Annotated in this window: 22 protein-coding genes; 13 read left to right on the forward strand and 9 right to left on the reverse strand. The window is 72.8% G+C overall.

Translation table 11 applies throughout. From position 1 onward, the window contains the following. The first annotated feature begins 1 nt into the window (after nt 1). The 4 genes from DSM104299_RS21355 to DSM104299_RS21370 all read left to right on the forward strand — a co-directional run bounded on the left by DSM104299_RS21355 (nt 2) and on the right by DSM104299_RS21370 (nt 3364). Complete coding sequence (locus tag DSM104299_RS21355; protein ID WP_272473680.1) at nt 2-1567, forward strand: 3-hydroxyacyl-CoA dehydrogenase NAD-binding domain-containing protein; 1566 nt, start codon at nt 2-4, stop codon at nt 1565-1567. Between the two features lie 95 nt (nt 1568-1662). Then, nucleotides 1663-2199 (forward strand): hypothetical protein, encoded by a 537-nt coding sequence (locus DSM104299_RS21360; RefSeq protein ID WP_272473681.1) that lies wholly within the window; start codon nt 1663-1665, stop codon nt 2197-2199. 116 nt (nt 2200-2315) lie between these two features. Then, nucleotides 2316-2780, forward strand: coding sequence for an RNA polymerase sigma factor (locus DSM104299_RS21365; protein ID WP_272473682.1), 465 nt, complete (start codon nt 2316-2318; stop codon nt 2778-2780). Continuing rightward, on the forward strand, nt 2777-3364 hold the full coding sequence (locus DSM104299_RS21370; protein ID WP_272473683.1) for a methylated-DNA--[protein]-cysteine S-methyltransferase: 588 nt from the start codon (nt 2777-2779) through the stop codon (nt 3362-3364). The genes DSM104299_RS21365 and DSM104299_RS21370 overlap by 4 nt, the downstream gene beginning before the upstream one ends. A 16-nt stretch (nt 3365-3380) precedes the next feature. Here the strand turns inward: DSM104299_RS21370 and DSM104299_RS21375 are convergent, their stop codons facing one another. The 3 genes from DSM104299_RS21375 to DSM104299_RS21385 all read right to left on the reverse strand — a co-directional run bounded on the left by DSM104299_RS21375 (nt 3381) and on the right by DSM104299_RS21385 (nt 5849). Further along, nucleotides 3381-3509 carry a hypothetical protein gene (locus DSM104299_RS21375; RefSeq protein ID WP_272473684.1) on the reverse strand — a complete coding sequence of 43 codons (129 nt, stop codon included), beginning with the start codon at nt 3507-3509 and terminating at the stop codon, nt 3381-3383. A gap of 103 nt (nt 3510-3612) precedes the next feature. After that, nucleotides 3613-4347 (reverse strand): hypothetical protein, encoded by a 735-nt coding sequence (locus DSM104299_RS21380; protein ID WP_272473685.1) that lies wholly within the window; start codon nt 4345-4347, stop codon nt 3613-3615. Further along, a complete protein-coding gene (locus tag DSM104299_RS21385; protein ID WP_272473686.1) occupies nt 4344-5849 on the reverse strand; it encodes an MlaD family protein in 1506 nt (501 codons plus the stop codon). The genes DSM104299_RS21380 and DSM104299_RS21385 overlap by 4 nt, the downstream gene beginning before the upstream one ends. Before the next feature lie 124 nt (nt 5850-5973). On the opposite strand from DSM104299_RS21385, the gene DSM104299_RS21390 reads away from it, so the two are divergent. The 3 genes from DSM104299_RS21390 (at nt 5974) to DSM104299_RS21400 (ending at nt 10488) form a co-directional block, all read left to right on the forward strand. Then, on the forward strand, nt 5974-7713 hold the full coding sequence (locus DSM104299_RS21390; RefSeq protein ID WP_272473687.1) for a hypothetical protein: 1740 nt from the start codon (nt 5974-5976) through the stop codon (nt 7711-7713). Between the two features lie 113 nt (nt 7714-7826). Next, nucleotides 7827-8996 carry a hypothetical protein gene (locus DSM104299_RS21395; protein ID WP_272473688.1) on the forward strand — a complete coding sequence of 390 codons (1170 nt, stop codon included), beginning with the start codon at nt 7827-7829 and terminating at the stop codon, nt 8994-8996. Between the two features lie 7 nt (nt 8997-9003). Further along, a complete protein-coding gene (locus DSM104299_RS21400) occupies nt 9004-10488 on the forward strand; it encodes a S8 family peptidase (protein WP_272473689.1) in 1485 nt (494 codons plus the stop codon). A 349-nt stretch (nt 10489-10837) separates the two neighbouring features. Here DSM104299_RS21400 and DSM104299_RS21405 read toward each other — a convergent pair whose 3' ends face one another. Beyond that, the gene (locus DSM104299_RS21405; protein ID WP_349294469.1) at nt 10838-11710 is read right to left on the reverse strand and encodes a LuxR C-terminal-related transcriptional regulator; all 873 of its coding nucleotides are present in this window, start codon (nt 11708-11710) and stop codon (nt 10838-10840) included. Nucleotides 11711-11931: 221 nt separating this feature from the next. Here DSM104299_RS21405 and DSM104299_RS21410 point away from each other — a divergent pair, with 221 nt between their 5' ends. Continuing rightward, nucleotides 11932-12423, forward strand: a complete 492-nt coding sequence (locus DSM104299_RS21410) for a hypothetical protein (protein WP_272473691.1) — start codon at nt 11932-11934, stop codon at nt 12421-12423. Between the two features lie 102 nt (nt 12424-12525). Further along, on the forward strand, nt 12526-13908 hold the full coding sequence (locus DSM104299_RS21415; protein ID WP_272473692.1) for a hypothetical protein: 1383 nt from the start codon (nt 12526-12528) through the stop codon (nt 13906-13908). A gap of 91 nt (nt 13909-13999) precedes the next feature. On the opposite strand, the gene trxB is transcribed toward DSM104299_RS21415, so the two are convergent. From trxB to DSM104299_RS21430, 3 genes are read right to left on the reverse strand one after another with little or no spacing between them, the layout of a single operon-like run. Further along, nucleotides 14000-15010 (reverse strand): thioredoxin-disulfide reductase, encoded by a 1011-nt coding sequence (gene trxB / locus DSM104299_RS21420; RefSeq protein ID WP_272473693.1) that lies wholly within the window; start codon nt 15008-15010, stop codon nt 14000-14002. Between the two features lie 19 nt (nt 15011-15029). Then, nucleotides 15030-16166 carry a lysylphosphatidylglycerol synthase transmembrane domain-containing protein gene (locus DSM104299_RS21425; RefSeq protein WP_272473694.1) on the reverse strand — a complete coding sequence of 379 codons (1137 nt, stop codon included), beginning with the start codon at nt 16164-16166 and terminating at the stop codon, nt 15030-15032. After that, nucleotides 16163-17095, reverse strand: coding sequence for a phosphatase PAP2 family protein (locus tag DSM104299_RS21430; protein WP_272473695.1), 933 nt, complete (start codon nt 17093-17095; stop codon nt 16163-16165). Before DSM104299_RS21430 ends, DSM104299_RS21425 begins: the two co-directional genes overlap by 4 nt. A gap of 65 nt (nt 17096-17160) precedes the next feature. On the opposite strand from DSM104299_RS21430, the gene DSM104299_RS21435 reads away from it, so the two are divergent. Next, complete coding sequence (locus DSM104299_RS21435; RefSeq protein WP_272473696.1) at nt 17161-19188, forward strand: serine/threonine-protein kinase; 2028 nt, start codon at nt 17161-17163, stop codon at nt 19186-19188. A gap of 117 nt (nt 19189-19305) precedes the next feature. On the opposite strand, the gene DSM104299_RS21440 is transcribed toward DSM104299_RS21435, so the two are convergent. Further along, on the reverse strand, nt 19306-19989 hold the full coding sequence (locus DSM104299_RS21440; protein WP_272473697.1) for an FHA domain-containing protein: 684 nt from the start codon (nt 19987-19989) through the stop codon (nt 19306-19308). Between the two features lie 124 nt (nt 19990-20113). On the opposite strand from DSM104299_RS21440, the gene DSM104299_RS21445 reads away from it, so the two are divergent. The 3 genes from DSM104299_RS21445 to DSM104299_RS21455 are packed head-to-tail and all read left to right on the forward strand — an operon-like array spanning nt 20114 to nt 23477. Then, complete coding sequence (locus DSM104299_RS21445; RefSeq protein WP_272473698.1) at nt 20114-20722, forward strand: RNA polymerase sigma factor; 609 nt, start codon at nt 20114-20116, stop codon at nt 20720-20722. Between the two features lie 47 nt (nt 20723-20769). Next, the gene (locus DSM104299_RS21450; protein ID WP_272473699.1) at nt 20770-22917 is read left to right on the forward strand and encodes a hypothetical protein; all 2148 of its coding nucleotides are present in this window, start codon (nt 20770-20772) and stop codon (nt 22915-22917) included. Continuing rightward, nucleotides 22914-23477: a gamma-glutamylcyclotransferase family protein gene (locus DSM104299_RS21455; protein WP_272473700.1), complete on the forward strand. Its 564-nt coding sequence runs from the start codon at nt 22914-22916 to the stop codon at nt 23475-23477. The genes DSM104299_RS21450 and DSM104299_RS21455 overlap by 4 nt, the downstream gene beginning before the upstream one ends. Here the strand turns inward: DSM104299_RS21455 and DSM104299_RS21460 are convergent. Then, nucleotides 23402-24193: a gamma-glutamyl-gamma-aminobutyrate hydrolase family protein gene (locus DSM104299_RS21460; protein ID WP_272473701.1), complete on the reverse strand. Its 792-nt coding sequence runs from the start codon at nt 24191-24193 to the stop codon at nt 23402-23404. The genes DSM104299_RS21455 and DSM104299_RS21460 overlap by 76 nt on opposite strands. Nucleotides 24194-24216: the final 23 nt, after the last annotated feature.

The raw sequence follows: 24216 nt of genomic DNA on the forward strand, positions 1-24216 counted from the left end.
CATGAGCGCAGCACCGCAGGTGATCGGCGTCGTCGGCGCCGGGACGATGGGATCGGGGATCGCGCAGCTGGCCGCCCAGAGCGGCGCGCGGACCGTCGTGTACGACCCGGTCGAGGGCGCCGCCGCGGCCGCGGTCGAGCGCGCGCGGGCCGGGATCGTCAAGTTGGTGGACAAAGGCCGGCTGCCGGGCGACGCGGCGGAGCTCGGCGCGCGGCTGGAGGTGGCGTCGGGGCTGGAGGCGCTGAGCCTGTGCGAGCTGGTGATCGAGGCCGCGCCGGAGCGGCTGGAGCTCAAGCACGAGCTGTTCGCGGCGCTGTCGGAGGTCGCGCCGCGCGCGGTGCTGGCGTCCAACACCTCGTCGATCCCGATCACGGCGATCGCGCGCGGCGCGGCGGATCCGTCCAAGGTCGTGGGGCTGCACTTCTTCAACCCCGCGCCGCTGATGCAGCTGGTCGAGGTGATCGCGGGGCTGCAGTCCTCGGAGGCGTCGCTGGGCGTGGCGCGCGCCGCCGGCGAGGCGATGGGCCGGCGCGTGATCGACGCGACCGACGGGCCCGGGTTCCTGGTCAACCGCTGCAACCGGCCGTTCGGGCTGGAGGCGCTGCGGCTGGTGCAGGAGCGGATCGCCGGCGTCGAGGCGATCGACGCGATCGTGCGCGCCGCGGGGTTCCGGATGGGGCCGTTCGAGCTGCAGGACCTGGTCGGGATCGACGTGGGCTTCGAGGTCTCCCAGTCGTTCTACGAGCTGAGCTTCGGCGAGCCGCGCTGGCGGCCGTCGCCGCTGAGCGCGCAGAAGGTGGCCGCCGGGCAGTTGGGGCGCAAGACGGGCCAGGGGTGGTACGCGTACGCGGACGGGACGCCGCACCGCGCGTCCGATCCGGAGGCGCCGGAGCCGGGCGTGCCCGACGGAGTCGACGGGCCGGTCGTGATCAGCGGCTTCCTGCCGGTCGCCGACGAGCTGCGGGCGCTGGCCGACGAGGCCGGCTTCGACGTCCGCGACGAGGCCGACGGCGCGGTGCCGTGGCTGATCGTCGAGTGCGGGCCACCGGACGACGACGCGCCGCCGCTGCAGGGCGCGCCGCGGCTGATCCTGTGCGCCGAGGGCGCGCTGCAGGCGCTGGACCAGGGCGGCGCCGCCGCCGGGTTCCACGCGCTCCCGCCGATCGGGCTGGTGGAGCTGACGCGCACGCCGGCGACGGCCGGCGTGGCCGCCACGCGCGCCGAGGCCTTCTTCGGCGGGCTGGGCCTCCCGACCGCCTGGGTCGCCGACGCGCCCGGCCTCGTGCTCGGTCGCATCGTCGCCCAGGTCGTCAACGAGTGCGCGTTCGCGGTCGGCGAAGGCGTCGGGACCGCCGCCGACGTCGACGCCGGGATGAAGTTGGGGTTGAACTACCCGACCGGCCCGCTCGCCTGGGCCGACGAGATCGGCCTCGACCACATCGTGATGATCCTCGACGGCCTCCGCGAGGAGTACTCCGAAGAGCGCTACCGCACCGCTCCCCTCCTCCGCCGCATCACCGAGTTCCACGAGCACGAGCACTTCGAGCACGACCACGGCGAGCCGTAGGCCGCGCCGTTCGTCGCCGCGGTACGTCGACGTCGTTGCGAGATCGCGGATTCTGCGGCCGAGACGCCGAGAGGAGGCCATGATCCGGATCCTCCGTGGCCGAGCTCGAACGCATCGCCTATGACAACGCGCTCCGCGCGCTCGACAGGCAGGAGCGCCTGCTGGAGGAGCTCCGGGCGCGGACGGGCGTGCTGATCGCCGCCTCGTCGCTCGCGGCAACGCTGCTGGGCGGGCGGAGCGTCGAGAACATCGCCTCGTCACCGCTCCTCGCGCTGGCGCTCGTCGCCTTCGTCGTCTCCCTCGGCGCGAGCCTCCGTGCGCTACGCCCCAGCGACGACCTCGTCTTCGCGTTGCGGCCGGATGTGATCTACCACCGTCTCTTCGCCTTCCGCCACGACGTCGCACAGATCCACGTGCACCTGGCGAACGAGCTTCAGCGCTACTGGGACGCGAACGAGCGGCACGTCGACACCATCCGGCGAGCACTCCAGATCGCGACCTGGAGCCTCGCCGTCGAAGTGCTCGCGCTGATGTCCTGCTCAGCGATACGCTCTCATGACCGTGACCGACGACGAGCAACCGCTGCCTCCGTTGCCGCACATCCCGGGCATCGGCCTTCCGGAGACACGTAGCAAGCCAGGCCCGCTCACGCGGCTCTTCGACCGTCTGCTCGGGAAGAAGCCCATCCCGGACGACGAGCGCTAGGCGCTGACCTCACGCCGCGCCTCCGCGTACCGTTGTACCTGCAGTGATCCCGTTTCAGCGCTTCTTCGACGAGCATCGGGAGCCGGTGTTCCGGTTCCTCGTCGCGTCGGTGGGGAGGGATGCGGCGGATGACTGCTTCCAGGAGACGTTCCTGTCGGCGATGAAGGCGTATCCGAAGCTGCGGGCCAACTCGAACCCGCGGGCGTGGGTGATGACGATCGCCCATCGCAAGGCGCTCGACCATCACCGGGCCCGGGGGCGCAACGCGATCCCGGTCGAGCACGTGCCGGAGGTCGCGACCTACGACGCGGCGCCGCGCGACGACGACACGTGGGCGCGGGTGCACGACCTCCCGCCCAAGCAGCGGGCGGCGGTGCTGCTGCGCTACGCCGGCGACCTCACGCACGCCGAGGTCGCGGTCGCGCTCGACTGCTCCGAGGAGGCCGCGCGACGGTCCGCCCACGAGGGCCTGAAGAAGCTCCGCCAAGAGATGAGCCCGACGTCATGAGCGACCTCACCCCGCCCACGATCGACCACGCCGCGCTGGATGCCGCCACCGCGCGGTTCGCCGCCGCCGCGCAGCCGGACGTGGCCTACACGGTGATCGACTCGCCGATCGGCGCGCTCGTCGCCGCCGCGACGCCGACCGGGCTGGTCCGCCTCGCCTACGAGGACTTCAACGGCGGCCTGGACGCCGTGCTCGACTCGCTCGCCGGTCGCGTGAGCCCGCGCATCCTCGAGCAGCCCGCCAAGCTCGACGCGGTCCGGCGCGAGCTCGACGAGTACTTCGACAACCAGCGCACGACGTTCGACGTCCCGATCGACTGGACGCTCTACTCGGACTTCGGCCGTCGCGTCCTGCAGGCGACCGCGGAGGTCCCGTTCGGCCGCACGGCCACCTACGGCGCGGTCGCCGCGGCCGCCGGCAACGCGAAGGCGTCGCGCGCCGCGGGTCGGGCGCTCGGCGCGAACGCCATCCCGATCATCGTCCCCTGCCACCGGATCATCGGCACCAGCGGCAAGCTCACCGGCTACACCGGCGGGATGCACCGCAAGGAGGCGCTCCTGCGCCTCGAGGGGATCGCGTTCTAGCGCGCGCTGACGGCGCCTACCGCTGCGGCCGCTGCGGCGTCGCCGCGCCGGTCTGCGGACCGGCGGGCGGCTTGGTGCCACCGGCGCCCTGCGGCGCGACGGGGGTGACCTTGGGGTACTGGAAGGTGTGGGAAGCGGGGTGCATGTCTACTCGTCCTCTACGCGTGGGCGACCGCCGAGTTGCGGTCCGCCCGCGTTAAGCCATGTTGTTCGTCGTGGGGCGCAGGATCCCTTGCGCGCCTTGACGATCAGCGGTTCGTGGCCTTGAGCAGGCAGTTGATGCTCGCCGCCGAGGTCCCGCTCGACCCGTCCGCGTAGGTGAACGTCCCGAGGAACGGCCAGCCCGGCTTCGCGCACGACGTCGGCGCCTCGATGAACGGCACGCCCTTCCGGCCGATGCCCCCGACGGTGACCTCGAAGTCGAGGATCGCCGCGTCGTTGTCGCCCACCGTCCGGATCCGCCCGACCGGGAGGTCCAGCTTGTACCCGTACTTGCCCGGCGTCTTGGTGAGCGTGCCCTCCAGCGGGATGACGACCGTGCTCAGCGCCCGCGCGTAGATCAGGAGCTTGTGCCCGTTGCCGACCTGGGGCCCGTTGAAGACGTCGATCGTCGCCGGGAAGTTCTGCTGCAGAGCGTTGGCCGTCGCCTTGCCGCTGCCCAGCCGCGAGCTCTTCGGGCAGCCCGGCGCGCCCTTCTGCTCGAGGATCTGCAGCGTGCAGGTCCCGAACGCCTCCGGATGGACCCGCGCGCCCCTGGTGAACCGGAAGACCATGTGGTTGACCGGCGACGGCACCACGCCGTCGGTCGATCCCAGCGTCGCGCCCAGCGACAGGTTCACGATCCACGGCTTGCCGCCGGCCTGCTGGCGGACGAGCTCGGTGCCGACGTTGAGCTGCTGCGTGTGGTCGGCGAGCGCGGCGGCCGGCACGCCGAGGAGGCTGAGGGCAGCGACGACACCAACAAGCGTGCGGCGGACGTTCATGGGGTGGTTCCTCCTGGGTGAGACAGCGGTCGGATCTGCGGGAAGCTCGCGGTGCCCTGCGGCAGGCGCTGCAGCGCGCACGGTGGCGCGGCGGCGCGGTCGTCATGCAACACGAAGTGCTCGATGCGCCCGAGCATCTCGGTGGAGAAGCCGCCGGCCCGGTCGGTGCTCGCCAGCCGCGGGAACGCGAGCGCCCGCGCGCAGCTGCGGTCGTCGAAGACGCCGAGCGCGCGGGCGCGGCCGAACACCGCCGACGACCCGTCCGGATACGGGTTGACGCGCGACCACGACTGCTTGGCCGGGTACTGCGCGAGGCTGCCGGGGTTGAGCGCCATCCCGACGCGCGCGTAGTGCACGCCCGCGCCCGCCGAGCCGTAGCCGGCGGCGGTCGCGTTGGTCGCCGCGGTCACGTTGGCCACCAGCGTGCTCAGCGTGCCGGCCCGCGTCGAGATGTAGGTCAACACCGGCTGCAGCTGGTCCAGGAACGGCGCGAACTGGGCGACGAACGGCCGGGCGGCGTCGAAGAACCGCCGCGCGGCCGGCAGCCCGCGCCGGGCCGCGCCGTTCAGCGGACCGACCTGCTCGAGCAGCCCGCGCAGCTCCCGCGCGGTCGCCGGCACCGCTGCGGCCGTCTGGCTGAACGCGCGGAACCCGGGCTGCAACGACGTGATCACCGGGTCCGCATCCTGCCGGAACCGCTGCGCCCGATGTAGCAGTCGCCGCGACTGCGCCTCGAAGGTCGGCAGCGCCCGGAACGCGTCGGCCAGCTCGGCGGACCCGCGCGCGAGCGCGTCGGTCGCCCGCGAGCCGTTGACGATCGCGCCATGCAGCGCCGCGCGCCGCTCGCTCAGCGCGTCGAAGACCACGCCGGTGTTGGCGACCGCCGCGCGGACCGCGCCCTGCTGGCGGTTGAGCACCTCCAGCACCTGCGTCAGGTCCTGCTCGAAGCCCGGCAGCGACCCGAGCGCGTCGTTGAGCGACGCGCCCTCGGTGCCCAGCGCCTGCGCCTGGGTCTGGATCCAGGTCGCCAGCGCCCGCCGCGTCGGCGCGTCGAAGGTCCGCAGGACCTCGTCGACCTCCACGCTCGGCGCCACGTTCGCGCTCGCCAGCCGTCCGCCGTCGGGCACCGCCGCGGTGCGCGCGCCGCCGGGCGTCAGCTCGAGGTACTCCTCCCCCGCCAGCGACTTGCGCCGGATCGTCGCCCGCACGTCGCTGCGCAGCGGCGCGTAGCGCGCGTCGATCTCGAGCTCCGCGTCCTTGCGGTCGCCCACCGCGCGGGCGGTCCTGACGACGCGCCCGACGCTCACGCCCGAGATCCGGACGTCGGCCTCCTGGGCCAGCAGGTCGGCCTCGGGCAGCGCGACGACGACGCGATAGCCCTTGGCCTTCATGGGCACGCTCCCGCCGAACGCGTTCCACAGGTACAACATCAACCCGAAGCACGTCAGCGCGAACGCCGCGACCACCAGGATGCGGCCAGTGGTCAGGGACTCGGTCCTCAAGGGCGGCGACTGTAACCACGGATTGCCCTGGATTTCCAGGGCGTTCACGCGGTCCATGGCCAGGATCCTGCGCTTCTGAACCCGATTTCACCCTTTGGGATGACGAAGATCAGCCTTCGGGTGGATGCCCCGGGTGACGGGCCCGCTCTACGGTCGCATCCTCGTGCTGCGGGAGCTCGCGGTCCAAGGAGGAAGCGGGAAGCGGCGCGAGGTCAGCAGGGGAAGGTCAAACCATCAAGGAGGAGGACTGGTGTCCCTCAGAAGTAGCCTTTGGCGCTACCTCGGGCTCCTCGCGGTTGCCGCTCTGGCGGTCGGCGTTCTTGCCGGCCCGGCGTCCGCGAAGAAGATGTCCGCGAAGCAGCGTGCCGCTGTCCGCACGCAGCTCAAGAAGGAGATCAAGAAGAACCCGAAGGCGATCAACCGGAAGTCGTTCGTCAAGCGCGCGTCGCTGGTGAACTTCAAGCTGCCGGTCACGATCGCCCTGCGCGGCGGGTCCACCGCCGCGAACCCCAACAAGGCCACCGTCGACCTGGGCGCTTCGCTCGGTCAGCGCGAGGTCGACCTGGGTGGCTCGCTGTCGGCGGAGCTCACGTTCCACGACTCGTACGACGGTGGCGCGCTGGGCAACGTGGATCTCTCGATCCTCCCGTCCGCGAACCACAGCCTGACCTCGACGTCGATCCCGCTCCTGTGGAACACGCAGGTGTCGGACCCGGCGACGCGGTACGACGCCAACTCGTTGGGCCTGCCGACCGCTCTGTCGGGCTGCGGCAACTTCGTCGGGTCGAGCGCCCTGTCGTTCGGTGGCGCGCTCGCAGCATCCGGCGTCGTCGGCGGCATCCCGCAGCCGGGCGGCCTTCCGGGCTACCCGTTCGTGGATCCGTCGGTGAGCCTCACGACGCCCGCGGGCTTCCTGCCCGTCACGCCTGGTGTCGACTCGATCGACGCCGTCACCGCCGGCAAGGCCGCCGGTGACAACAACCAGGTCGGCGGCAACCCGCAGCCGTTCCCGTACTCGGCGCAGTCCACGCCGGGTGGCTTCACGCAGCCGCCGAGCCCGAAGGACACGGTGCTGCGCACCAACGCGCTGAACCTGGGCATCGCCCCGGCCGGCACCGAGGTCAAGCAGGACAACAACGCCAACGGCGTCACCGGTTCGCAGAACATCGTCGTCGGCAAGTCCGGCGGCCAGGCGAACCTGTTCGGGAACATCCCGGGCAAGGCCTACGGCATCGACGTGACCGTCTCCCTGAAGACCCGGATCAACTCGATCCTCCGTGTGGTCGATCAGGACTCGTTCGGCACGCCGCTGATCACCGGGAACAACTACCCGGCCGGCATCTTCAACTGCCGTCAGATCTGGACCGGCGGGATCGACAACTACATCCCGTCTGTCCGGCTTGCCGGCAACCTGAAGATCGCCCCGGGCATCACCGCCGGTGGCAAGCTCCGCATCGCGAAGGCGACGGTCTCGTCGCTGCCCGGCTCGGAGGCCCGCTTCGCGGTCGCCGCCTGCCTGGCTCCGTATGCGGGTTACGACAAGGAGCAGTTGAGCTCCGACACGGTCGCGCCGACCATCCCCGCGGGCTCCGCGGCGACGGGTCCGGGCGGCACGGTGCCGAACGCCGGCCTGCCGGCCGACACCAGCGCAGCACGCACGCCGATGCCGGCGGCCAACTGCAACGACGCCCCGACGAGCCTGGTCGCTTCGAGCGCCCTCGCCCCGTCGAGCGTCTCGTCGCTCGCCCCGGCAGTCCCGGCCGACGGCTACACGACGACCAGCAGCGGCTCGTCCGTCTCGGTCGGCGCTGACCTGAACGTCTCGAACATCTCGCTCGACATCCTCGTCGGCGACGTGAACTAGGCGCCTCGGTCACACCAGCAGTGGCAGTGCACGGATGGATGGAGCCTCGGCCGCAAGGCCGGGGCTCCGTCCGCCGGCAGGGTAGAACTTCTCCGGGAGAGAGATCCATACCGATGCATCGGCATCACCCCGACATGAAGTCCTCGTACCGCCACGGCTGGCGGTTCTTCTCGCGACTGGCCTGCGTCGTCGCCGTCGCCTTCGCGCTCGTCGCCGCCTGCGTCGGCGTCGCGCCCGCCGCGCTCACGACCAGCGCGCCCAGCGCCACCGCGGCCGCGGACACCTGCCCCGCGCAGATCCTCAAGAGCGGCAAGCTCGTTCCGGTGTACGAGAAGTACTACAAGTACACCTACAAGAAGATCAAGGGCACCAAGAAGTATCGCAAGGTCATCGTCTCGGCCAAGCGCAAGCTCCAGGTCAGCTGCACCCGCGCGTGCGTGCGGACCAAGAGCAAGAAGACCAAGAAGTACAAGTACAAGACGGTGGTCCGCAAGGGCAAGAAGGTGCGCGTCCGCACCGGCAAGCCCAAGACCGTCACCGTGCAGGTCCCGATCTACAAGACGGTCAAGAAGACCGTCAAGGTCAAGAAGGGCAACAGGATCGTCAAGGTCAAGAAGAAGGTGCGCGTCTACACGTTCGAGAAGTGCAAGTCCACCGGGAACAGCAGCGACGCCGGCACGCCGGTGAAGGTCCAGGTGCTGGCGGGCTCGGTCGCGAACCTGGACTTCGGCGCCTTCCAGCGCCAGGCCCCGATCACGGGCGCGCTGACCGGCTTCATCCCCGGCGGCTACAGGCTCAACCAGGACAACCAGATCAACCTGACGCGCGGCAACCTCGCGCTGGGCACGACCAACGTGTTCATCGACGACGACTGCCACGGCGGCCAGGTCTCGGCGGCGATCCGGACGGGCAACCCCACCAACGTCAACCTCGACCCGACCAAGCAGAGCATCAGCACGCTCACCTCGGCGGGCGGGATCACGGCGACGGCGTACACCAAGATCCAGCTGCCACTGGAGCTGCGCAACGACGACGACGGATGCGACCAGCCCTACATCACCACGGGCTACACCGAGTTCACCCAGACGTTCTTCCTGAAGGGGAAGATCCAGAAGGGCCTCGGCCTGGCGAAGGTCACCCTGACCTCGCCGCCGGATCCGCTGGACGTGCAGGCCTGCCTGTCGCCCGGCTCGCCGACGTCGCCGTGCAACAACACGGCGTTGATCATCCCGCTGCCGATCATCGTCAGCACCAACCTGCTGGTGAGCATCAAGGTGGGCTGATCGGCCGGTGCGACGTCCGGTCGCGATCGCGCTGACGGTCGCGACCGTCGGCGCCGGGGTCACCTCCGCGGGCGTGCGGTCCCCGCTCGCGGAGGAGGCCGCCGGCGCCTGGTCGCCGGCGCTGCCGGCCGCGGGCTACTGCGTGCCGGCGCCCGACGACGGGCTGCTCGTGCCGCGCGCCGTGGGCGCGCTGGCGGCGCCGAGCGGGCCGACCAGGCCGATCGCGATCCTCGACACGGGGGTCGATCCCGGCGTCGGCCAGCTCGCGGGACGCGTCCTGCAGGGCTGGGACGCGCTGACCGGCGCGCCCGTCAGCGGGGATGGCGACGGGCACGGGACGGAGGCCGCGGGACTGGCGGCCTCCGCCGGGCCGGGGATGCTGGGCGTCGCGCCGGCGAGCCCGATCCTGCCGATCCGGATCTACGATCCCGCGACCCGGACGGCGTCGCCGGCGGCGATCGCCAAGGGCATCGCGCTCGCGGTGGCCAAGGGCGCGGGCGTGGTCGTCGTCGAAGGCTCCGCGCCGCGCGGCGGCGTGGGCGACGACGACGTGCGGATGCTGTCCTCGGCGGTCGACGCGGCGTTCGTCCGGGGCGTGCTGACCGTCGCGGGCGCGGGCGACGACACGGCCGACGGGACCGCGCCGGCGCTGCCCGCGTCGCTGCCTCACGTGCTGGTCGCGGGGTCGGCGACCCCGTCGGGCGGTGCGCGGTCGGCGCCGACGAACACCGGGCCGTGGCTGGATCTGCTCGTGCCGGGCGAGGGCGTGACGGCGCCGCTGCCGGGCGCGCTGTGCGCGAACGGCTACGGGTTCTCGGGCGGGACGTCCTTCGCGGCGCCGTCGCTGGGCGCGGCGGTCGCGGTGGTCCAGGCGGCGCGGCCCGGGCTCACGACACAGCAGCTGTTCGAGGTCATGCGGCGCGCCGGGACGGATCTGGGGGTCGGCGGGCGCGACGACGACAGCGGGTTCGGGCTGTTGAGCATGGCCTTGGCCTTGAGCGCGGCGCCGCTGGCGAAGGAGACGTCGGCCGAGATCGACGACGATCCCTTCTGGGTCCGCGGGTCGCCGTACGCGAAGGCCCACCCGGCGCTGCTGACCAGGACCAAGCTGCGGTTCAAGGCCAAGGGCACCGTGAGCCCGGCGAAGGACCCGGCCGACGTGTACCGCGTGTCCTTGAGCAAGCGCGAGCGGATGGTCGTGAGCGTCGGCGCCGCGAGCCCGAACGCGCTGCTCGAGCTGTCCGTGTTGGACCCGCGGGTCGGCGACTTCGACGTGACCGACGACGTCTCCGACTACGCCCTGGTCGCCACCGGCGGCTTCTCGAACGACCCCCAGGTCGAGTGGACCGCCACACGGAGCGGGATCTACTCCATCGCCGTCCAGGCGGCAGACCCGGTCGACCCCAACGACCCGGGCGCGTCGGTGCCGGACCTGGAGCCCTACACGCTGAGCGCGTACAAGCAGCGGAGGGATACGCGGGCGAAGCGCTGAGGTGAGCTGCGCAGCGCTGTTGGCGCCCAGCGCGCGGCGCCGGTGGTCCTGCGCGGCGCGGTCGGTCGGGCATCCAGGGCGTGAGACGGTGCGGGCGGCGCCACCTCACTGGCGTGCCTCGTCCTTTCGTGCTCAGAGCGGGAGTCAACCCGGCAGTTCGACCCCAAACGCGGCGCCGGCCACCGCGACGACGTCGGCGGTGTTCCGGTGTCCGTATGAGACACCGCGTCACCGGTGACACCGCCGAGACGACGGGGCACAACCCCACGGCGCCCTCGACCGAGCGCCGCCGCGGCCCTCAGCAGTGGAAACGCCGCGACGTGAAGACGCGTGAACCGAAGGCCGGCGACTACGCCGACGCCGACGCCGGCCGGCGTGCGCCGGTCGCCAGGAAGAGGCTGACCGCCTCGGTCCGGTTCGCTGCCCCGAGCTTGCGGAGGATGTGGCGGACGTGGGACTTGACGGTGGCCTGGGAGATCACGAGCGAGGAGCCGATGGCCGCGTTGGAGGCGCCTTCGGACATGAGGTGGAGGACCTCGAGCTCGCGGGCGGTCAGGGTCGTGAGGCGGCCGGGCGCGCCGGAGAGCTCGCCGTCGAGCTCGCTCGCGCCGATGCGGGTGGCCGTCGGGAGCGGCTCGTCGCCGTCGCCGGCCTCGCGGGCGCGGCGGAGGCCGCGGCCGGCGATGTCGTCCATGGCCCAGCCGATGCCGGTCGCGAACGTCCACAGCAGCTCGCGGTCGAGCTCGTCGAGCTCCCGCCCGGTGCCGAAGTGGTCGGCGTGCAGCAGGCCGACGGTATGGCCGTCCCGCACGATCGGCGCGACGACGTACGCGGAGGTCCGCGCGACGTGGGTCAGCGGCCGGAAGAGCCCGGTCGCGGTCTGCGCGTCGCGCACCAGCACCGGCATCTGGCGGACGACCGCCTCGTGCTCGGGCGCGCAGCGGTCCAGCCGGGGCCGGACGGCGCGGGCCAGGCGGGCGAAGTCCGCCGCCATGATCGGGTCCGCCTCGAAGCTGACGCTCGCGAAGCTGACGCGGTCGCCGCGGATGTGGGACAGCATCGCGCGCTCGAAGCCGACGGCACGGCACGCCTCACGCGGCGCGGCGGAAACGAGCCGTGCGACCGAGTCCAAGCTCGACAGCCGCGTCATCGCGCGTTGGACCCCGCGCAGACGACGAGCAGCTTCAGCGACAGGACCCAGCGGACGGGTGAGCACATCCATGGCTGACAAGTGACCCCCAACTCCTCCCTAAGAAGGAGGCGATCGTACCCCCGGTTTGGGTGGAAGGCAAGACCCCAGATCTCAGAGTGTCGAATGTCTTTTGCCGGACTCATGCTCCGAAATGCCGCTGGACGAACGTCCGGTCCCAACACCGGCGCAAATGTGGCCAAACCGGCACGTCGACACTCAGCCAAAGGGCTGATCGACCCGATCTCACCCCCGTGGGCACGGACGCCCGCGACCCCGCGCCATGGACGGCCGGCGCCGCGCACTGGGGCATGGCGCCGTGCGGCGGCCGCGTCGCGATCACCTGGGCCCACCTCGACGCCGGGATCAACGCGCGGTCCACATGGGCCAACGACGTCGACCCCTACCTCCAGCCCTCCCGCAACACCGAGTGCGCGATCGCCCTGGCGACCGGCGCCGACTGGGACTGGGTCAAGCTCTGCTCGGTCGTCGTCCGCGAGGTCGGCCACCTCACCGGCCACGAGCACCTGGACGACCCGACCGACATCATGTACTACGCGTACGTGCAGCCGGCGCCGGAGTGCGCCGCGACGCCGGAGCCCGCAGAGGCAGGCCCGTCTCCTCCGGCGCGGCCCGCGCCGGCCAAGCGGGCCTCGGCCACCCCCAGGCACGCCCCGCCGGCGCCGAAGCGCAAGGCCGCCAAGCCCAAGCCCCGCAAGGCCTCCGGGGCCCGCGCCCACCGCTGAGCCGGCCCATCCTTCCGACGGGTGGCATCGCGCCCCCCGACCGGGTTAGGATCGCGCCGTCGTTCGGAGAGTCGCCTTGTCCCGAGGCGACCAGGGGAGAACATGGGTCATCACGCAAGGACGCTCACGGCGGTCGTCGCCGTCCTGTCCGCGACGACGCTCGTCGCGGCCTCGACCGCTGCCGCCCAGCCGGCGATCGTGCGCGCCGAGACGCGCGACATGAACGCGATCGCCACGGGCGCGTTCATCAACCGCACGGCGGTCTCGACGGCCGCCGTCACCGTCCAGGACCTGGCCGGCGCCCAGCCGGACCAGACCTGCGCGGACACGAGCCCGGTCGCCGCGCTCGCCGCGGCCGTCGGCGCCACCCAGGTCAAGACCCAGTACGACGCGACGACCCACCACTGGCTGTTGAGCACGCTCAAGGGCCTCGGCCCGCAGGGCGGCCTCGCCCCGCCGACCCAGCCGAAGTGGAGCTGGCGGATCTACGTCGACCAGGCGCCGATCGACGGCGGCGGCGGATGGGAGGCCGGCGACGTCTGCGCGGCGACCGTCCCCACCGGATCCGAGGTGCTCGCCTACCAGTCCTGCGGCAGCCAGACCTTCGGCTGCTACTCCGGCACGCCCTTGTACACGCGCATCCGCGACGGCGGCCCCTACGACATCGCGCCGCAGACCGTCCCCGGCCGCGGCGCGCCGGTCGCCATCAAGATCTTCGGCGACCCGCCGATCGGGACGCCCGCCGCCGCGCTGTTCGGCACCGACGAGCCGGGGTTCACGCCGACGCAGTCGCTGGCCACCGGCCCACTGCAGGGGCAGGCCCAGGTGTCGTTCACCGAGCCCGGGCCGCACCAGATCATCGGCGTGGCGAGCAACGGCACCCGCCCGCCCGCGCGCCTCGCGGTCTGCGTCTCGGAGGGCAACGACGGCTACTGCGGCTCGACGCGGTACCAGCCGCCGCCCGAGGTCCCCTACGTCACGCCGTCGCCGTGCGCGACCAACGGCCACGACGGCTTCTGCGGCACGACCGACACGTCGGGCCCGGTCACGCACGTGACCAACATCCCCAACAAGCGCGTCTTCAAGGCCAACAAGGGCCCGGGCCAGGTCAAGGGCACGATCGACCTCGACCCCAACGGCGTCGGCGCCGTGCAGCTGCGCCTGACCCGCGTGACCACCGCCAAGGTGCTGGTCAAGCCCAAGAAGAGCAAGGCCAAGAAGAAGGCCAAGAAGCGCTACAAGACGGTCAAGCGCTGCACCGCCTGGAGCGACGACAAGGCCCTCCTGGTCACCGCCCAGTGCGGGACCAAGAACGCCAAGTGGTTCAAGGCCGAGCTCAGCGACCTCCGCAACGAGTTCACCTACGGCTTCGCCCTCACCCTGCCCAAGGGCACCTACACGCTCGAGGTCAGCGCGACCGACGAGGACGGCCACAAGGACGCCCCGGCCCACGGCCGCAACGTCATCACGTTCGCCGTGAAGTAGGTCGCTGCGGCCCGCCTGTCGTGCCTGACGTCGCTGGCGCAGCGCCAGCGCGTCAGCGACCGTCAGGCGCGGGCGGGCGGCACGCGGTGGCCTACTTCGCCGGGGCCCATTGGGCCTCGGCGAGGTCGCCCTCGGCCAGCGAGGGCGGCGTCTCGATCTGGGGCGTGTCGCGCAGGTACCACTCGGCGTCCAGCGCGGCCTGACAGCCGGAGCCGGCGGCCGTGATCGCCTGGCGGTAGGTGTGGTCGACCAGGTCGCCCGCGGCGAAGACGCCCGGCACGTTGGTCCGGGTCGAGCGGCCCTCGACCTTGACGTAGCCCTCGGCGTCGGTCTCGATCACGCCATCGACGATCTCGGACTGCGGCTCGTGGCCGATGGCGATGAACGCGCCCCCGATCTCGACGTCCTCGATCTCGTCGCTGCCCGTCTTCTTCAGGCGCGCGATGCGCTTGAACGGGCCGTCGCCGGCGTGGAACTCCTCGACGACGTACGGCGTCTTGAACTCGATGTTGTCCATCGCACGGGCGCGCGACTCCATGATCTTCGACGCGCGGAACTCGTCGCGGCGGTGGACCAGCAGGACCTTGCGGCCGAACTTGGCCAGGAACATCGCCTCTTCCAGCGCGCTGTCGCCGCCGCCGACGACCATGATCACCTGGTCCTTGAAGAAGGCGGCGTCGCAGGTCGCGCAGTAAGAGATGCCGGCGCCGGCCAGCTCGGCCTCGCCCGGCACGCCGAGCTTCTTGTGCTCTGCGCCCATCGAGAGGAGCACCGTGCGCGTCTTGTAGACGTCCTTGCCGACGTGGACCTCGTGGATGCCGCCCGGCTCGGACGCGAGCTTGACGGACGTGGCCTGGTCGGTGAGGAAGCGGGTGCCGAAGTCCTCGGCCTGGTCGCGGAGCTTCTGCATGAGCTCGGGACCGGCGATGCCGCCACCCGGGAAGCCCGGGTAGTTCTCGACCTCGGTGGTCTGCTGGAGCAGCCCGCCCCACATGAAGCCCTCGATGACGAGCGGGTTCAAGTTGGCGCGGGACGTGTACAGCGCGGCCGTGTAGCCCGCTGGGCCACTTCCGATGATGATCACGTTCTCGACGTCGGCCATGCAGTGGGTCCTTCCCGGTTCAGTGCGCTTCACTTTGTATAGTACCGACTGGCGGACGCGCGTTACGCCGGGCCCGTCCCTCGTCCTTCCACCGCGCCACCGTGCGCCGCAGCTGGAAGTACGCCACCGCGCCCGGGATCGTCGGCAGGTAGAACGCGAACAGCCGGTAGGTCAGGACCGCCACGACGATCGTGTCCTTCGACTCGCCGCCGAATGCGACGAACGCGCCGATCATGCCGCCGTCGACCCCGCCGACGCCGCCCGGCAGCGGCAGCAGGTTGGCGAGCATCCCGACGAAGTAGCCCATCACGATCACGGCCCAGGGCGGCGCCTCGCCGAACGCCTTGAACGACGCCCAGAGGATCGCGATGTTGAAGCCCCAGTAGGCGATCGAGCCGACCAGGGCCAGGTCCCCGCTGCGCACGAGCTGCACCGAGATCCGGATCCCGGACGAGATCGCCGCCGGCAGGTTCGCGGCCTTCTGGGCCAGCCGCCCGATGTGCCCGTGTCGCTGCGCGTAGCCGTCCAGCCGCTTCTGCAGGTCGGTCGGGGTCAGCGACGCCAGCAGCGCGATCCCGAACGCGATCAGCCCGATGATCGCCGGCAGCAGCGTGATCGCCCAGTCGTCGGGGCCGTCGAGGATCCCGAAGTACAGGCCGAAGCCGCCCAGGACGACCGCCGCCATGTACACGCCGTAGGTCAGGACCAGGAACGCGAGCGTCTGGTCGGCCACCGCGCGCTTGGGCATCCCGGCCCGCCGCAGCGCCCACGCCGTCAGCGCGATCCCGCCCGCGCCGCCCGCGGCGAACACGCGCGTCGCGGCCAGGCCGGCCATGGTGATCTGGTAGCTCTCGACCGCAGTGAGCTTGAAGCCGTCGCGCACGTAGACGCCCTGGAACAGCAGCACGTAGCCGGCGAACGACAGCGCCGTGAACGCGCCCGCGACGATCAGCCACAGGGGGTCGCCGTCCTTCACCTCCTTCCAGGTGTCGCCGAGGCCGGCGAGCTGGGGCAGCACCGCGGTCAGGAAGACGATGCACAGGACGACGAAGAGGCCACCGAAGAGCAGGGTGCGCTTGGTCACCCGGATCAGCGGCATCTCCTCGTCGTCGTCGACCTCCTCGACCTCGTCGACCGCGCCGACGTCGGTGGTCATGCGTGGGCCCGCCGCTCAAGCGCCTGCAACGCGTGCGCGACGCGGCCGAGCGGCCTGCCGGCGACCGGCGCCACGGCGCGCACGCTCTCGGTCAGCGTCGCGCCGACCAGCAGGTCGACGAGGTAGTGCTCGCCGAGGTAGACGAGCGCGAAGCCGAGCGTCAGCGCGTAGGTCCACCCCACCGCCCCTTCGACCGGTCCGGCCTCGGTGAGGAGGTGTGCGGCCATCAGCGAGGTTGCGAAGTGCAACGAGGGCATGGCGGCGAGAGGGTTTCCTCCCAGGACACTGTAAAGGGGCTCCCAGCTGTCCTTCCAGAACGCCTCGCCGTGCTCGACCATCATGCGGCGGATCGCGACGTCGCCCTGCTCGCCGAGGCGGCCATGCAGCGACGCGTACCAGGGCGGCGCGGTCGGGACGGCCCAGTAGCCGACGAGGCCGAGGTCGAAGACCGCGTAGGTCAACGCCGCCGTCCGCGGGAAGCGATCCGGGTGGCGCCACAGGATGTAGGCCACGGTCCCGTGCGGGAACAGGAACCAGAGCCAGTGCGACCACACCAGCACCTGGTCGCGCTTGCGGATCCGGCCCGGCACCGAGAACCAGCGCTGCAGCCGGACGTTGGGCATCTCGCCCAGGCCCAGGATCCGGTCCACCCGCGCGGGGTAGTCGAGGTGGACCCTGCGCTCCAGGGCCTCCGGATCGTCGTTGGGCATCTGGTAGGTGACGGTGTAGGCGTACATCTGCAGCACGCACAGCACGACGTCACGCTTCTTGGACCGGGGAAGGGCGATGCTGAGGGCGAGGGGCGCCGCGGCGGCGGAGGCGGTGACGACCGGCGGTGGGATCCGCGCACGCCGGCGAACGAGCGGGACCGTCACACCGACCGCGACAACACCCCACGCAGCGACGCGAAGGGCTGAGGACAGGCGCACGAGGCGGGCCAGTCTAGTGACCGCCCCGGACCTTCCGCCGGGAGGAATCGCTACCGTCGCGTGCCGTGAGCGGACTCGACACCGAGCTGCAGCCCGGAGACGAGCTCGCCGGCTACCGCGTGACCGGCATCGCCGGGCGCGGCGGCATGGGCGTGGTGTACCGCGCCGAGCAGCTCGATCTCCAGCGCCCGGTGGCGCTCAAGCTGATCGCGACGCCGCTGGCGCGCGACGAGGCGTTCCGCGAGCGCTTCGTCCGCGAGTCGCGGGCCGCGGCGGCGATCGACCACCCCAACGTGATCCCGGTCTACAGCGCCGGCGAGGACGACGGGCGCCTGTACCTGGCGATGCGGTTCGTCGACGGCGAGGACCTGCGCACCGTCGTCCAGCGCGAGGGCCCGCTGGACCCGACGCGGGCCGCGACGATCATCGCGCAGGTCGCCAACGCGCTCGACGCCGCGCATGCGCGCGGGCTCGTGCACCGCGACATCAAGCCGGCCAACGTCCTGCTGGACCACGACCACGCCTACCTCACCGACTTCGGCCTGACCAAGCGGCTGACCGGCGAGACGACGATGACCGGCTCGGGCCGCTGGGTCGGCACGCTGGGCTACATCGCGCCGGAGCAGATCCGCGGCGCCGGCGTCGACGCGCGTGCCGACGTCTACGCGCTCGGCTGCCTGTTGTTCTACATCCTGACCGGCGTCGCGCCCTACCGCCGCGACTCCGACGAGGCGACGCTCTACGCGCACCTCAACGACCCGGCGCCGGACGCGACCGCGCTGTCGCCCGCCGTCCCGGCCGGCCTGGCCGCCGTGGTCGCGCGCGCCCTCGAGAAGGACCCCGACGACCGCTTCCTGTCCGCCGGCGACCTCGGCCGCGCCGCGCTGGCCGCGGTGGGCGACGGGCCGGTGCCGCCGCCCGAGCGCGTCGTCGCCCGCGGCGCGGCGGCGCCCGGCGGCTTCGCCGACGACGAGACGTTCGTCGCCGGCGGCGGGCCGGACGCCGCCACGCGCACGCCGACGGCGCCGACCGCGCTGGCGCCCGGTGCCGGCCCGGGCGCCACGACGCGCTCGCGCGGGTGGATCGCGCCCGTCCTGTCGCTGGTCGCCGGCGCGGCCGTCGTCCTGATCGCCGTCCTCCTGCTGACCGGCGGCAACGACGACAACAAGGGCTCCGGGACCGCGAGCGGGACCCAGACCTCGACGACGCCGGCGGCCGCCGCCACCGCGCACGTGGTCAACACCTACAAGGTGGACCCGCGGCCCAACGCCATCGCCTACGCGCATGGGCGCATATGGGTCGGCAGCGCGCACACGGGCCACCTGATCGGCATCGCGACCGACGGCAAGACGCCGCGGCGCACGATCCGCCTGCCGTGGAAGGGCGGGACGACGAGCATCGCCGCGGGCTTCGGCTCGCTCTGGGTGACCAACGGCGAGCAGGCCCGGCTGGTCCGGATCGACCCGGCGACCGGCGCGCTGCAGGGCGACCGCGCGCTCGGCACCGGCGAGGCGGTCGTCGTCACCGCGGGCGAGGGCGCGGTCTGGGTCGGGCGCCGCGCGATCAAGACGACCGACCCGCCGTCCTCGATCGTCAAGGTCGACCCGCGCGGCGGCAAGACGCAGGAGATCCTGTTCGGCCAGGAGGGCGTCAGCTGGATCACGACCGGCGGCGGCTACGTCTGGGTCCCGAACCGGCGCCGCGCGCGCGTGAGCCGCATCGACCCGCGCACCGGCGAGCGCAAGAGCCGGGCGATCGGCCTCGGCGCGCACCAGGCCGTCTTCGGCGCCAACCAGATCTGGGTCACCAACTACGACGACGGCACCGTCACCCAGAACAACCGCGCGCTGGACAACCCGGCGCCGGTCGCGCTCGACGTGCGCGGCCCGCTGGGCATCGGCTACTCGGCGCACACGGTGTGGGTCGCCAGCCAGCTCGACAACGCGGTCGTGCGGATCGACCCGGCCAAGGGCGAGGTCGTCGGCGACCCGATCGAGGTGGGCCGCACCCCGTTCGCGATCGCCGCGCACGGCAAGTCGGCCTGGGTGACGAACCTCGCGAGCGCGACCGTCACCCGCATCGACCTCGGCTAGCGCGATTCTGCGGCCCGACCGGTCGTGGCTGACGTCGCCGCTGAAGCGGCAGCGTGCACCCGCACGTGAAGCTCAGCGGCGACCGTCAGGCGCGGGCGGGCGGCCCGCAGAATCGCGCTAGAGGTCGCGTTGCGTGAGGACGCCGCGCTGGAACGCCTCGGCGACCAGCCGCGAGCGCTTCTGGTTCTGCGGCAGCGACTCGATCCCGAAGCGCCGGAACAGCGACCGCAGGTGCGCCTTGACCGCGTCGACCGACAGGTGCAGCTCGGCCGCGATGGCCTGGTTGGTCGCGGGCGTCGGGAACTCGGCCTGCTTGTAGGGCCGCGCGAGCGCGATGAGCACCTGGCGCTGGGTCGCGGGGATGTCGGCCAGCGCGACGACCTCGCCGGCGACGACCGTGTGCTCGGCGCTGTCGTCGCCGTCGGGCCGGCGGTAGCCGAGCGTGGTGCGGCCGATGCGCAGGACGTCGCCGTCGCGCAGCCGCACGCGGCCGGAGATCCGCGTGCCGTTGACGAACGTGCCGTTGCGGCTGAGCCCGTCGTCGACCACGGTCCACTCGCCCGCGATCCGCTCCAGCTCGGCGTGCAGCCGGCTGACCTCGGTGTCCCACGGCAGCCCGACGGCGTTGGACTCGGCGCGGCCGATGCTCAGGCGGTCGCCGTCGAGGCGCAGCAGCCGCTGCCGGCCGTCGCCGTCGCGCAGGACCAGGAACGGCGACCCGGCGCGCTCGGCGCTGAGCCGCTCCTGGATCTCGGCAGGCGAGGCGACGTGGGCTGCGAGCGGGGACTCGTCGGCGGACACGCCTTGCAGGGTAGAGATCGACCCGGCCTCCACACCTAGGGGTAGCACGACCTCACCTGGGGTGTGGAAGGTCTAGACCAGGGGTCCCTGGGAGCGGAGGCGCGCGGGCCCGAACATGTGGGACATGAGCACCCCGGTCCTCCCCTCCGCAGCGCGTCCCACCCGCCCGCGTCTCCCCCGCGCCGGCTCCGCGTCCGACGAGGCGCTGGTGGCCGCCGCCCGCGCCGGCTCCGACGCCGCCTTCACCGCGATCGTGCAGCGCTACGAGCCGCAGCTGACCGCGTACGCCCGCCAGGTCCTCGGCGGCCGCCACCACGACGCCGAGGAGTGCGTCCAGGACGCGTTCGTCCGCGGACTGCGCTCGATGCGCTCGGGCGACGCCGACATCGCGCTGCGCCCGTGGCTGCACGCGATCGTCCGCAACCGCTGCCTCGACCAGCTGCGCAAGCCCAACCGCACGACCGACCTCGACCCGCACGAGGCCGTCCTCGCCGACCACGGGCCCGGCCCGGTCTCGATGATCGCGGGCCGCGAGCGGCTCGACGACGTCGTCCGCGGTCTGGAGTCCCTGCCCGAGCGCCAGCGCCGCGCGCTGGTCATGCACGAGCTCGAGGACCGCTCCCACTCGCACATCGGCCGCGCCCTCGGCGTGTCGGCCGGGGCGAGCAAGGCGCTGGTCTGCCGCGCCCGCCAGGGCGTCGCCAACGCCCTCGGCGGTCGCACCGCGGCCTGAGCCATCCGGCGAGACCGCCCGCCGCGCCCTCTAGAGTCAGAGGGCGAATGAGCTCCGTGCGCGTCGCCGAGCCCAGCGCCGGAGTGCGTGGGAACCCCCGTCCGGCGCCCCGCCGGCGCCGGGACTCGCCATGGACCTGGGTCGCCGCGCTGTACGTCGGGGCGGTCGTCGTCTACGGCGTCCTGGCGCTGCGCACACCGCTGCCCGTCCTGTTCCCGGACGAGTTCCGCTACGCGCACATCGCGCGCGACGGCCTGGGCTGGCGCGGCGAGCCCCTGGGGCAGACGGCCAGGTTGTACGTCTTCTTCATCAAGCCCGCGTGGGCGGTCTTCGACTCGACGGTCGACGCGTGGCGCGCGTCCAAGCTGCTCGGGACGCTGGCGCTGTGCACGCAGGTCGTGCCGGTGTGGTGGCTGGCGCGCGAGATGGTCGGCCCGCGGCTGGCGCTCGCGCCCGCGGCGCTGACGGTGCTCGGGACGTGGATGCTCAGCAGCGCCGAGACCGCGACCGAGGCACTCGCCTTCCCGCTGACGACCGCGGCGCTGTGCCTGCTGGCGATGGGCCTGCGCCGCGCGGGCGGCGCCTCCGGATCGTGGCTGCCGTGGGCGGCGCTGGGCCTGGTCGTCCTGGCGACCGCGGCCCGGATCCAGATGGCGGCGCTGATCCCGGCGGTGCTCGTCGTCCTGCTGCTGGACGTGGTCCGCGACCCGCAGTCGCGCGCCCTGCGCCTGCACGCGCACCGCCGCCCGCTGGGCGTGCTCGGCCTCGCCTTCGCCGTGCTGGTGGTCGTGGCGCTCGCCGACCCCGGGATCGCCGGCGACTACTCGAGCGTGTTCAGCTACCGCCCGAGCCTCGGCACGATCCTGTCCAAGACCGGCCTGCAGCTGCTCGAGCTGGTCGCGACCGCCGGCTTCGCGCCCGTGCTGCTGGCGGCGGCCGCCGCGTGCTCGCCGGCCGCCTGGCGCGACGACGACAGCGGCCCGCTGCTGGCCGTCTTCTGGCCGGTCGCGCTGGTCACCGTCGTGCAGTCGGGCTTCTTCCTGGCCGGCTACGGCGGCGCGCCGTGGGCGATCGGGCGCTACATCACCTACGCGCTGCCGATCGCGTTCGTCCTCGCCACCGTCGTCATCACGCGGCCCGCGCTGCTGACGCGCGCGAGCCTGGTCGCCGGCGCGCTGCCGGCCCTGGCGCTCGTGCTCCGGCCGGCGATCGCGATGATCGGCGAGGAGCGCGGGAGCTGGGCCGTCGCCTACCGCGTCCATCAGGTGCTCGGCCTCGGCGCCGGGCCCGCGCTGTTGTTGGTGGGGTTGATCATGGCCGCGGTCGTGGTCGTCGCGCTGCGCCGCGCGGCGGGCGGCGACCCCATGCGCGCGGCGGCGCTGGCGCTCGGCGCGACCGCGGTCGTGCTGCTCGTCCAGAGCCAGGCCGCGTGGTGGCAGATGGACAAGACCGGCGACTCGTTCCGCTCGGTGATGCCCAGCGACCTGCAATGGGTCGACCACCACGCCAGCGGCCCGCTGGCGCTGCTGGCGATCACCCAGAACGCGCCGCAGTTCGACGACATCGACTACTTCAACAAGCAGGTCACGCAGGCCTACGTGCCCGAGCAGCCGCTGCTCGGCCGCGGCATCCAGGGCAAGCGCTGCACCTTCAAGTTCACGCTGACCGGCGCGCTCTCGGCCCAGCGGGGCTGCGGTCCGCTGCCGCGCCGCTTCCTGATCAACGACCCGTCGGCGCGCGTGCGCTTCCGCGACGAGGTCGCCTCGGCGACCGACCGCTGGACCGGCCGCGTGGTGGAGATCGCGCCCCACGCGCCGGTGCGCGCGCGCTCGCTGGCGATCCTGCCGTGCCCGCGCCGGACCCCGGGCTACTCGGCCGCCAGCCCGGACATCGTCCCGGTCGACTCCCCGATCACCTGCTCGCGCGAGCTGACCGTCGCGCTGTGGCTCGACGCGCCCGGGACGCTGGCGGTGCGCTACCGCGGCGGGCGCACGCCGCAGACCGTGGAGCTCGCCGGCCGGACGTTCGACATCGCGCCGAACACGATCACGACCGTGCGCGTGGCCGTGCCCAAGGGCTACACGCAGCAGCGCGCGCTGCAGAGCTGGACGTCGAGCGTGGCGTCGCCGACGGTCGCGGGGATCACCCTGACCGGCGCGGACACGGGCGGCAAGCCCATGTCCTTGAGCTGGTGACCGCGAGCAGGATGTACGTCTTCGGCTACGCGTCGCTGGTGGCCGCGCCCGGCGCGCGCCCGGCGCGGCTGCGCGGCCACCGGCGCGTCTGGGGCGTGGCGATGGACAACTCCGTCGCCGTGCCCGGCTACAAGGTGTACGAGTTGCCCGACGGGACGCGGCCCGCCGCGGCGGTCGCCTTCCTGGACCTGGAGCGCGCCGACGACGACCACGCGATCGTCGACGGCGCGCTGATGGAGGTCGACGACGCCGACCTGGCCCGCCTCGACGCGCGCGAGCGCCAGTACGAGCGCGTCGACGTGTCCGGGCGGATCGCGGCCGACGGCCTCACCGGCCGCCCCGTCTGGACCTACGTCGGCCGCGCGCCTGGGCGTGCGCGGGTGGCCGCCGGCCGCGCCGGGACCGCGGAGGTCGTCGTGCAGCGCGCCTACGTCGACCTCGTCGAGGCCGCGTTCGCCCGGCTCGGCGACGACGCGCTGGCGCGCTACCGCGCCGGCACCGAGCTGCCGCCGCCGTTCCCGGTGCTCGAGCTCGCGCGTGTCGACCTGGCCGTCGCGTAGTCGCGCGCGTCGTCGACCAGCGAGGCGATCAGCCGGCTGGTCTCGTCGGCCTCCGGGTGCCACTGCACGCCGAGCACGAAGCGGCTGCCCGGCAGCTCGACGGCCTCGGGCAGCTCGTCGAGGGCGGAGTGGCCGGTGACGACGAGGCCCTCGCCGAGGCGGTCGACGCCCTGGTGGTGGTGGCTGAGCGACCGGTGCGTCTCCTCGCCCGCGGCGCGGGCGGCCAGCGAGCCGGCCTCGAGGCGGACCTGGTGGTCGGCGCCCTCGAAGGTCCCCGGGTTGCGGCGGTGGTCGTCGTGGCCGTGGGACTCGGGCAGGTGCTGGAGCAGCGTGCCGCCGCGCGCGACGTTGAGCACCTGCATCCCGCGGCAGATCCCGAGGAACGGCAGGTCGCGCGCGACCGCGGCCTGGGCGAGCGCGATCTCGAACGCGTCGCGCTCCGGGTTGGTGTTGACGGTCGCCGGGTGCGGCTGCGCGCCGTAGGCGGCCGGGTCGATGTCGGAGCCGCCGGCGAGGAGCAGCCCGTCGAGCAGGTCGAGCAGCTCGTCGGGGTGCTCGCCCGCGCGCGGGTCGGGCGGCAGGATCAGCGCGATGCCGCCGGCGCGCTGGACGGCGTCGGCGTACTCGCGGGGAAGCAGGTGCGCCGGCGAGCTCCACACGCCCCAGCTCGCGCGCTCGAGCGCGGCGCACAACCCGATAACCGGTCTGGCGGCCATGCCTTCCACCATAGGATGCCCGC

The sequence above is a fragment of the Baekduia alba genome (genome assembly GCF_028416635.1).
GTDB classification, from domain to species: domain Bacteria; phylum Actinomycetota; class Thermoleophilia; order Solirubrobacterales; family Solirubrobacteraceae; genus Baekduia; species Baekduia alba.

What these genes read in the sequence shown, in the direction of transcription:
- DSM104299_RS21415 (WP_272473692.1), top strand. Translation starts at nt 12,526, where the DNA reads ATGGGTCATCACGCAAGGACGCTCACGGCGGTCGTCGCCGTCCTGTCC.
- DSM104299_RS21395 (WP_272473688.1), top strand. Translation starts at nt 7,827, where the DNA reads ATGCATCGGCATCACCCCGACATGAAGTCCTCGTACCGCCACGGCTGG.
- DSM104299_RS21390 (WP_272473687.1), top strand. Translation starts at nt 5,974, where the DNA reads ATGCCCCGGGTGACGGGCCCGCTCTACGGTCGCATCCTCGTGCTGCGG.
- DSM104299_RS21425 (WP_272473694.1), bottom strand. Translation starts at nt 16,166, where the DNA reads ATGACCACCGACGTCGGCGCGGTCGACGAGGTCGAGGAGGTCGACGAC.
- DSM104299_RS21405 (WP_349294469.1), bottom strand. Translation starts at nt 11,710, where the DNA reads ATGGATGTGCTCACCCGTCCGCTGGGTCCTGTCGCTGAAGCTGCTCGT.
- DSM104299_RS21450 (WP_272473699.1), top strand. Translation starts at nt 20,770, where the DNA reads ATGAGCTCCGTGCGCGTCGCCGAGCCCAGCGCCGGAGTGCGTGGGAAC.
- DSM104299_RS21460 (WP_272473701.1), bottom strand. Translation starts at nt 24,193, where the DNA reads ATGGCCGCCAGACCGGTTATCGGGTTGTGCGCCGCGCTCGAGCGCGCG.
- trxB (WP_272473693.1), bottom strand. Translation starts at nt 15,010, where the DNA reads ATGGCCGACGTCGAGAACGTGATCATCATCGGAAGTGGCCCAGCGGGC.
- DSM104299_RS21380 (WP_272473685.1), bottom strand. Translation starts at nt 4,347, where the DNA reads ATGAACGTCCGCCGCACGCTTGTTGGTGTCGTCGCTGCCCTCAGCCTC.
- DSM104299_RS21375 (WP_272473684.1), bottom strand. Translation starts at nt 3,509, where the DNA reads ATGCACCCCGCTTCCCACACCTTCCAGTACCCCAAGGTCACCCCCGTC.
- DSM104299_RS21445 (WP_272473698.1), top strand. Translation starts at nt 20,114, where the DNA reads ATGAGCACCCCGGTCCTCCCCTCCGCAGCGCGTCCCACCCGCCCGCGT.
- DSM104299_RS21370 (WP_272473683.1), top strand. Translation starts at nt 2,777, where the DNA reads ATGAGCGACCTCACCCCGCCCACGATCGACCACGCCGCGCTGGATGCC.
- DSM104299_RS21355 (WP_272473680.1), top strand. Translation starts at nt 2, where the DNA reads ATGAGCGCAGCACCGCAGGTGATCGGCGTCGTCGGCGCCGGGACGATG.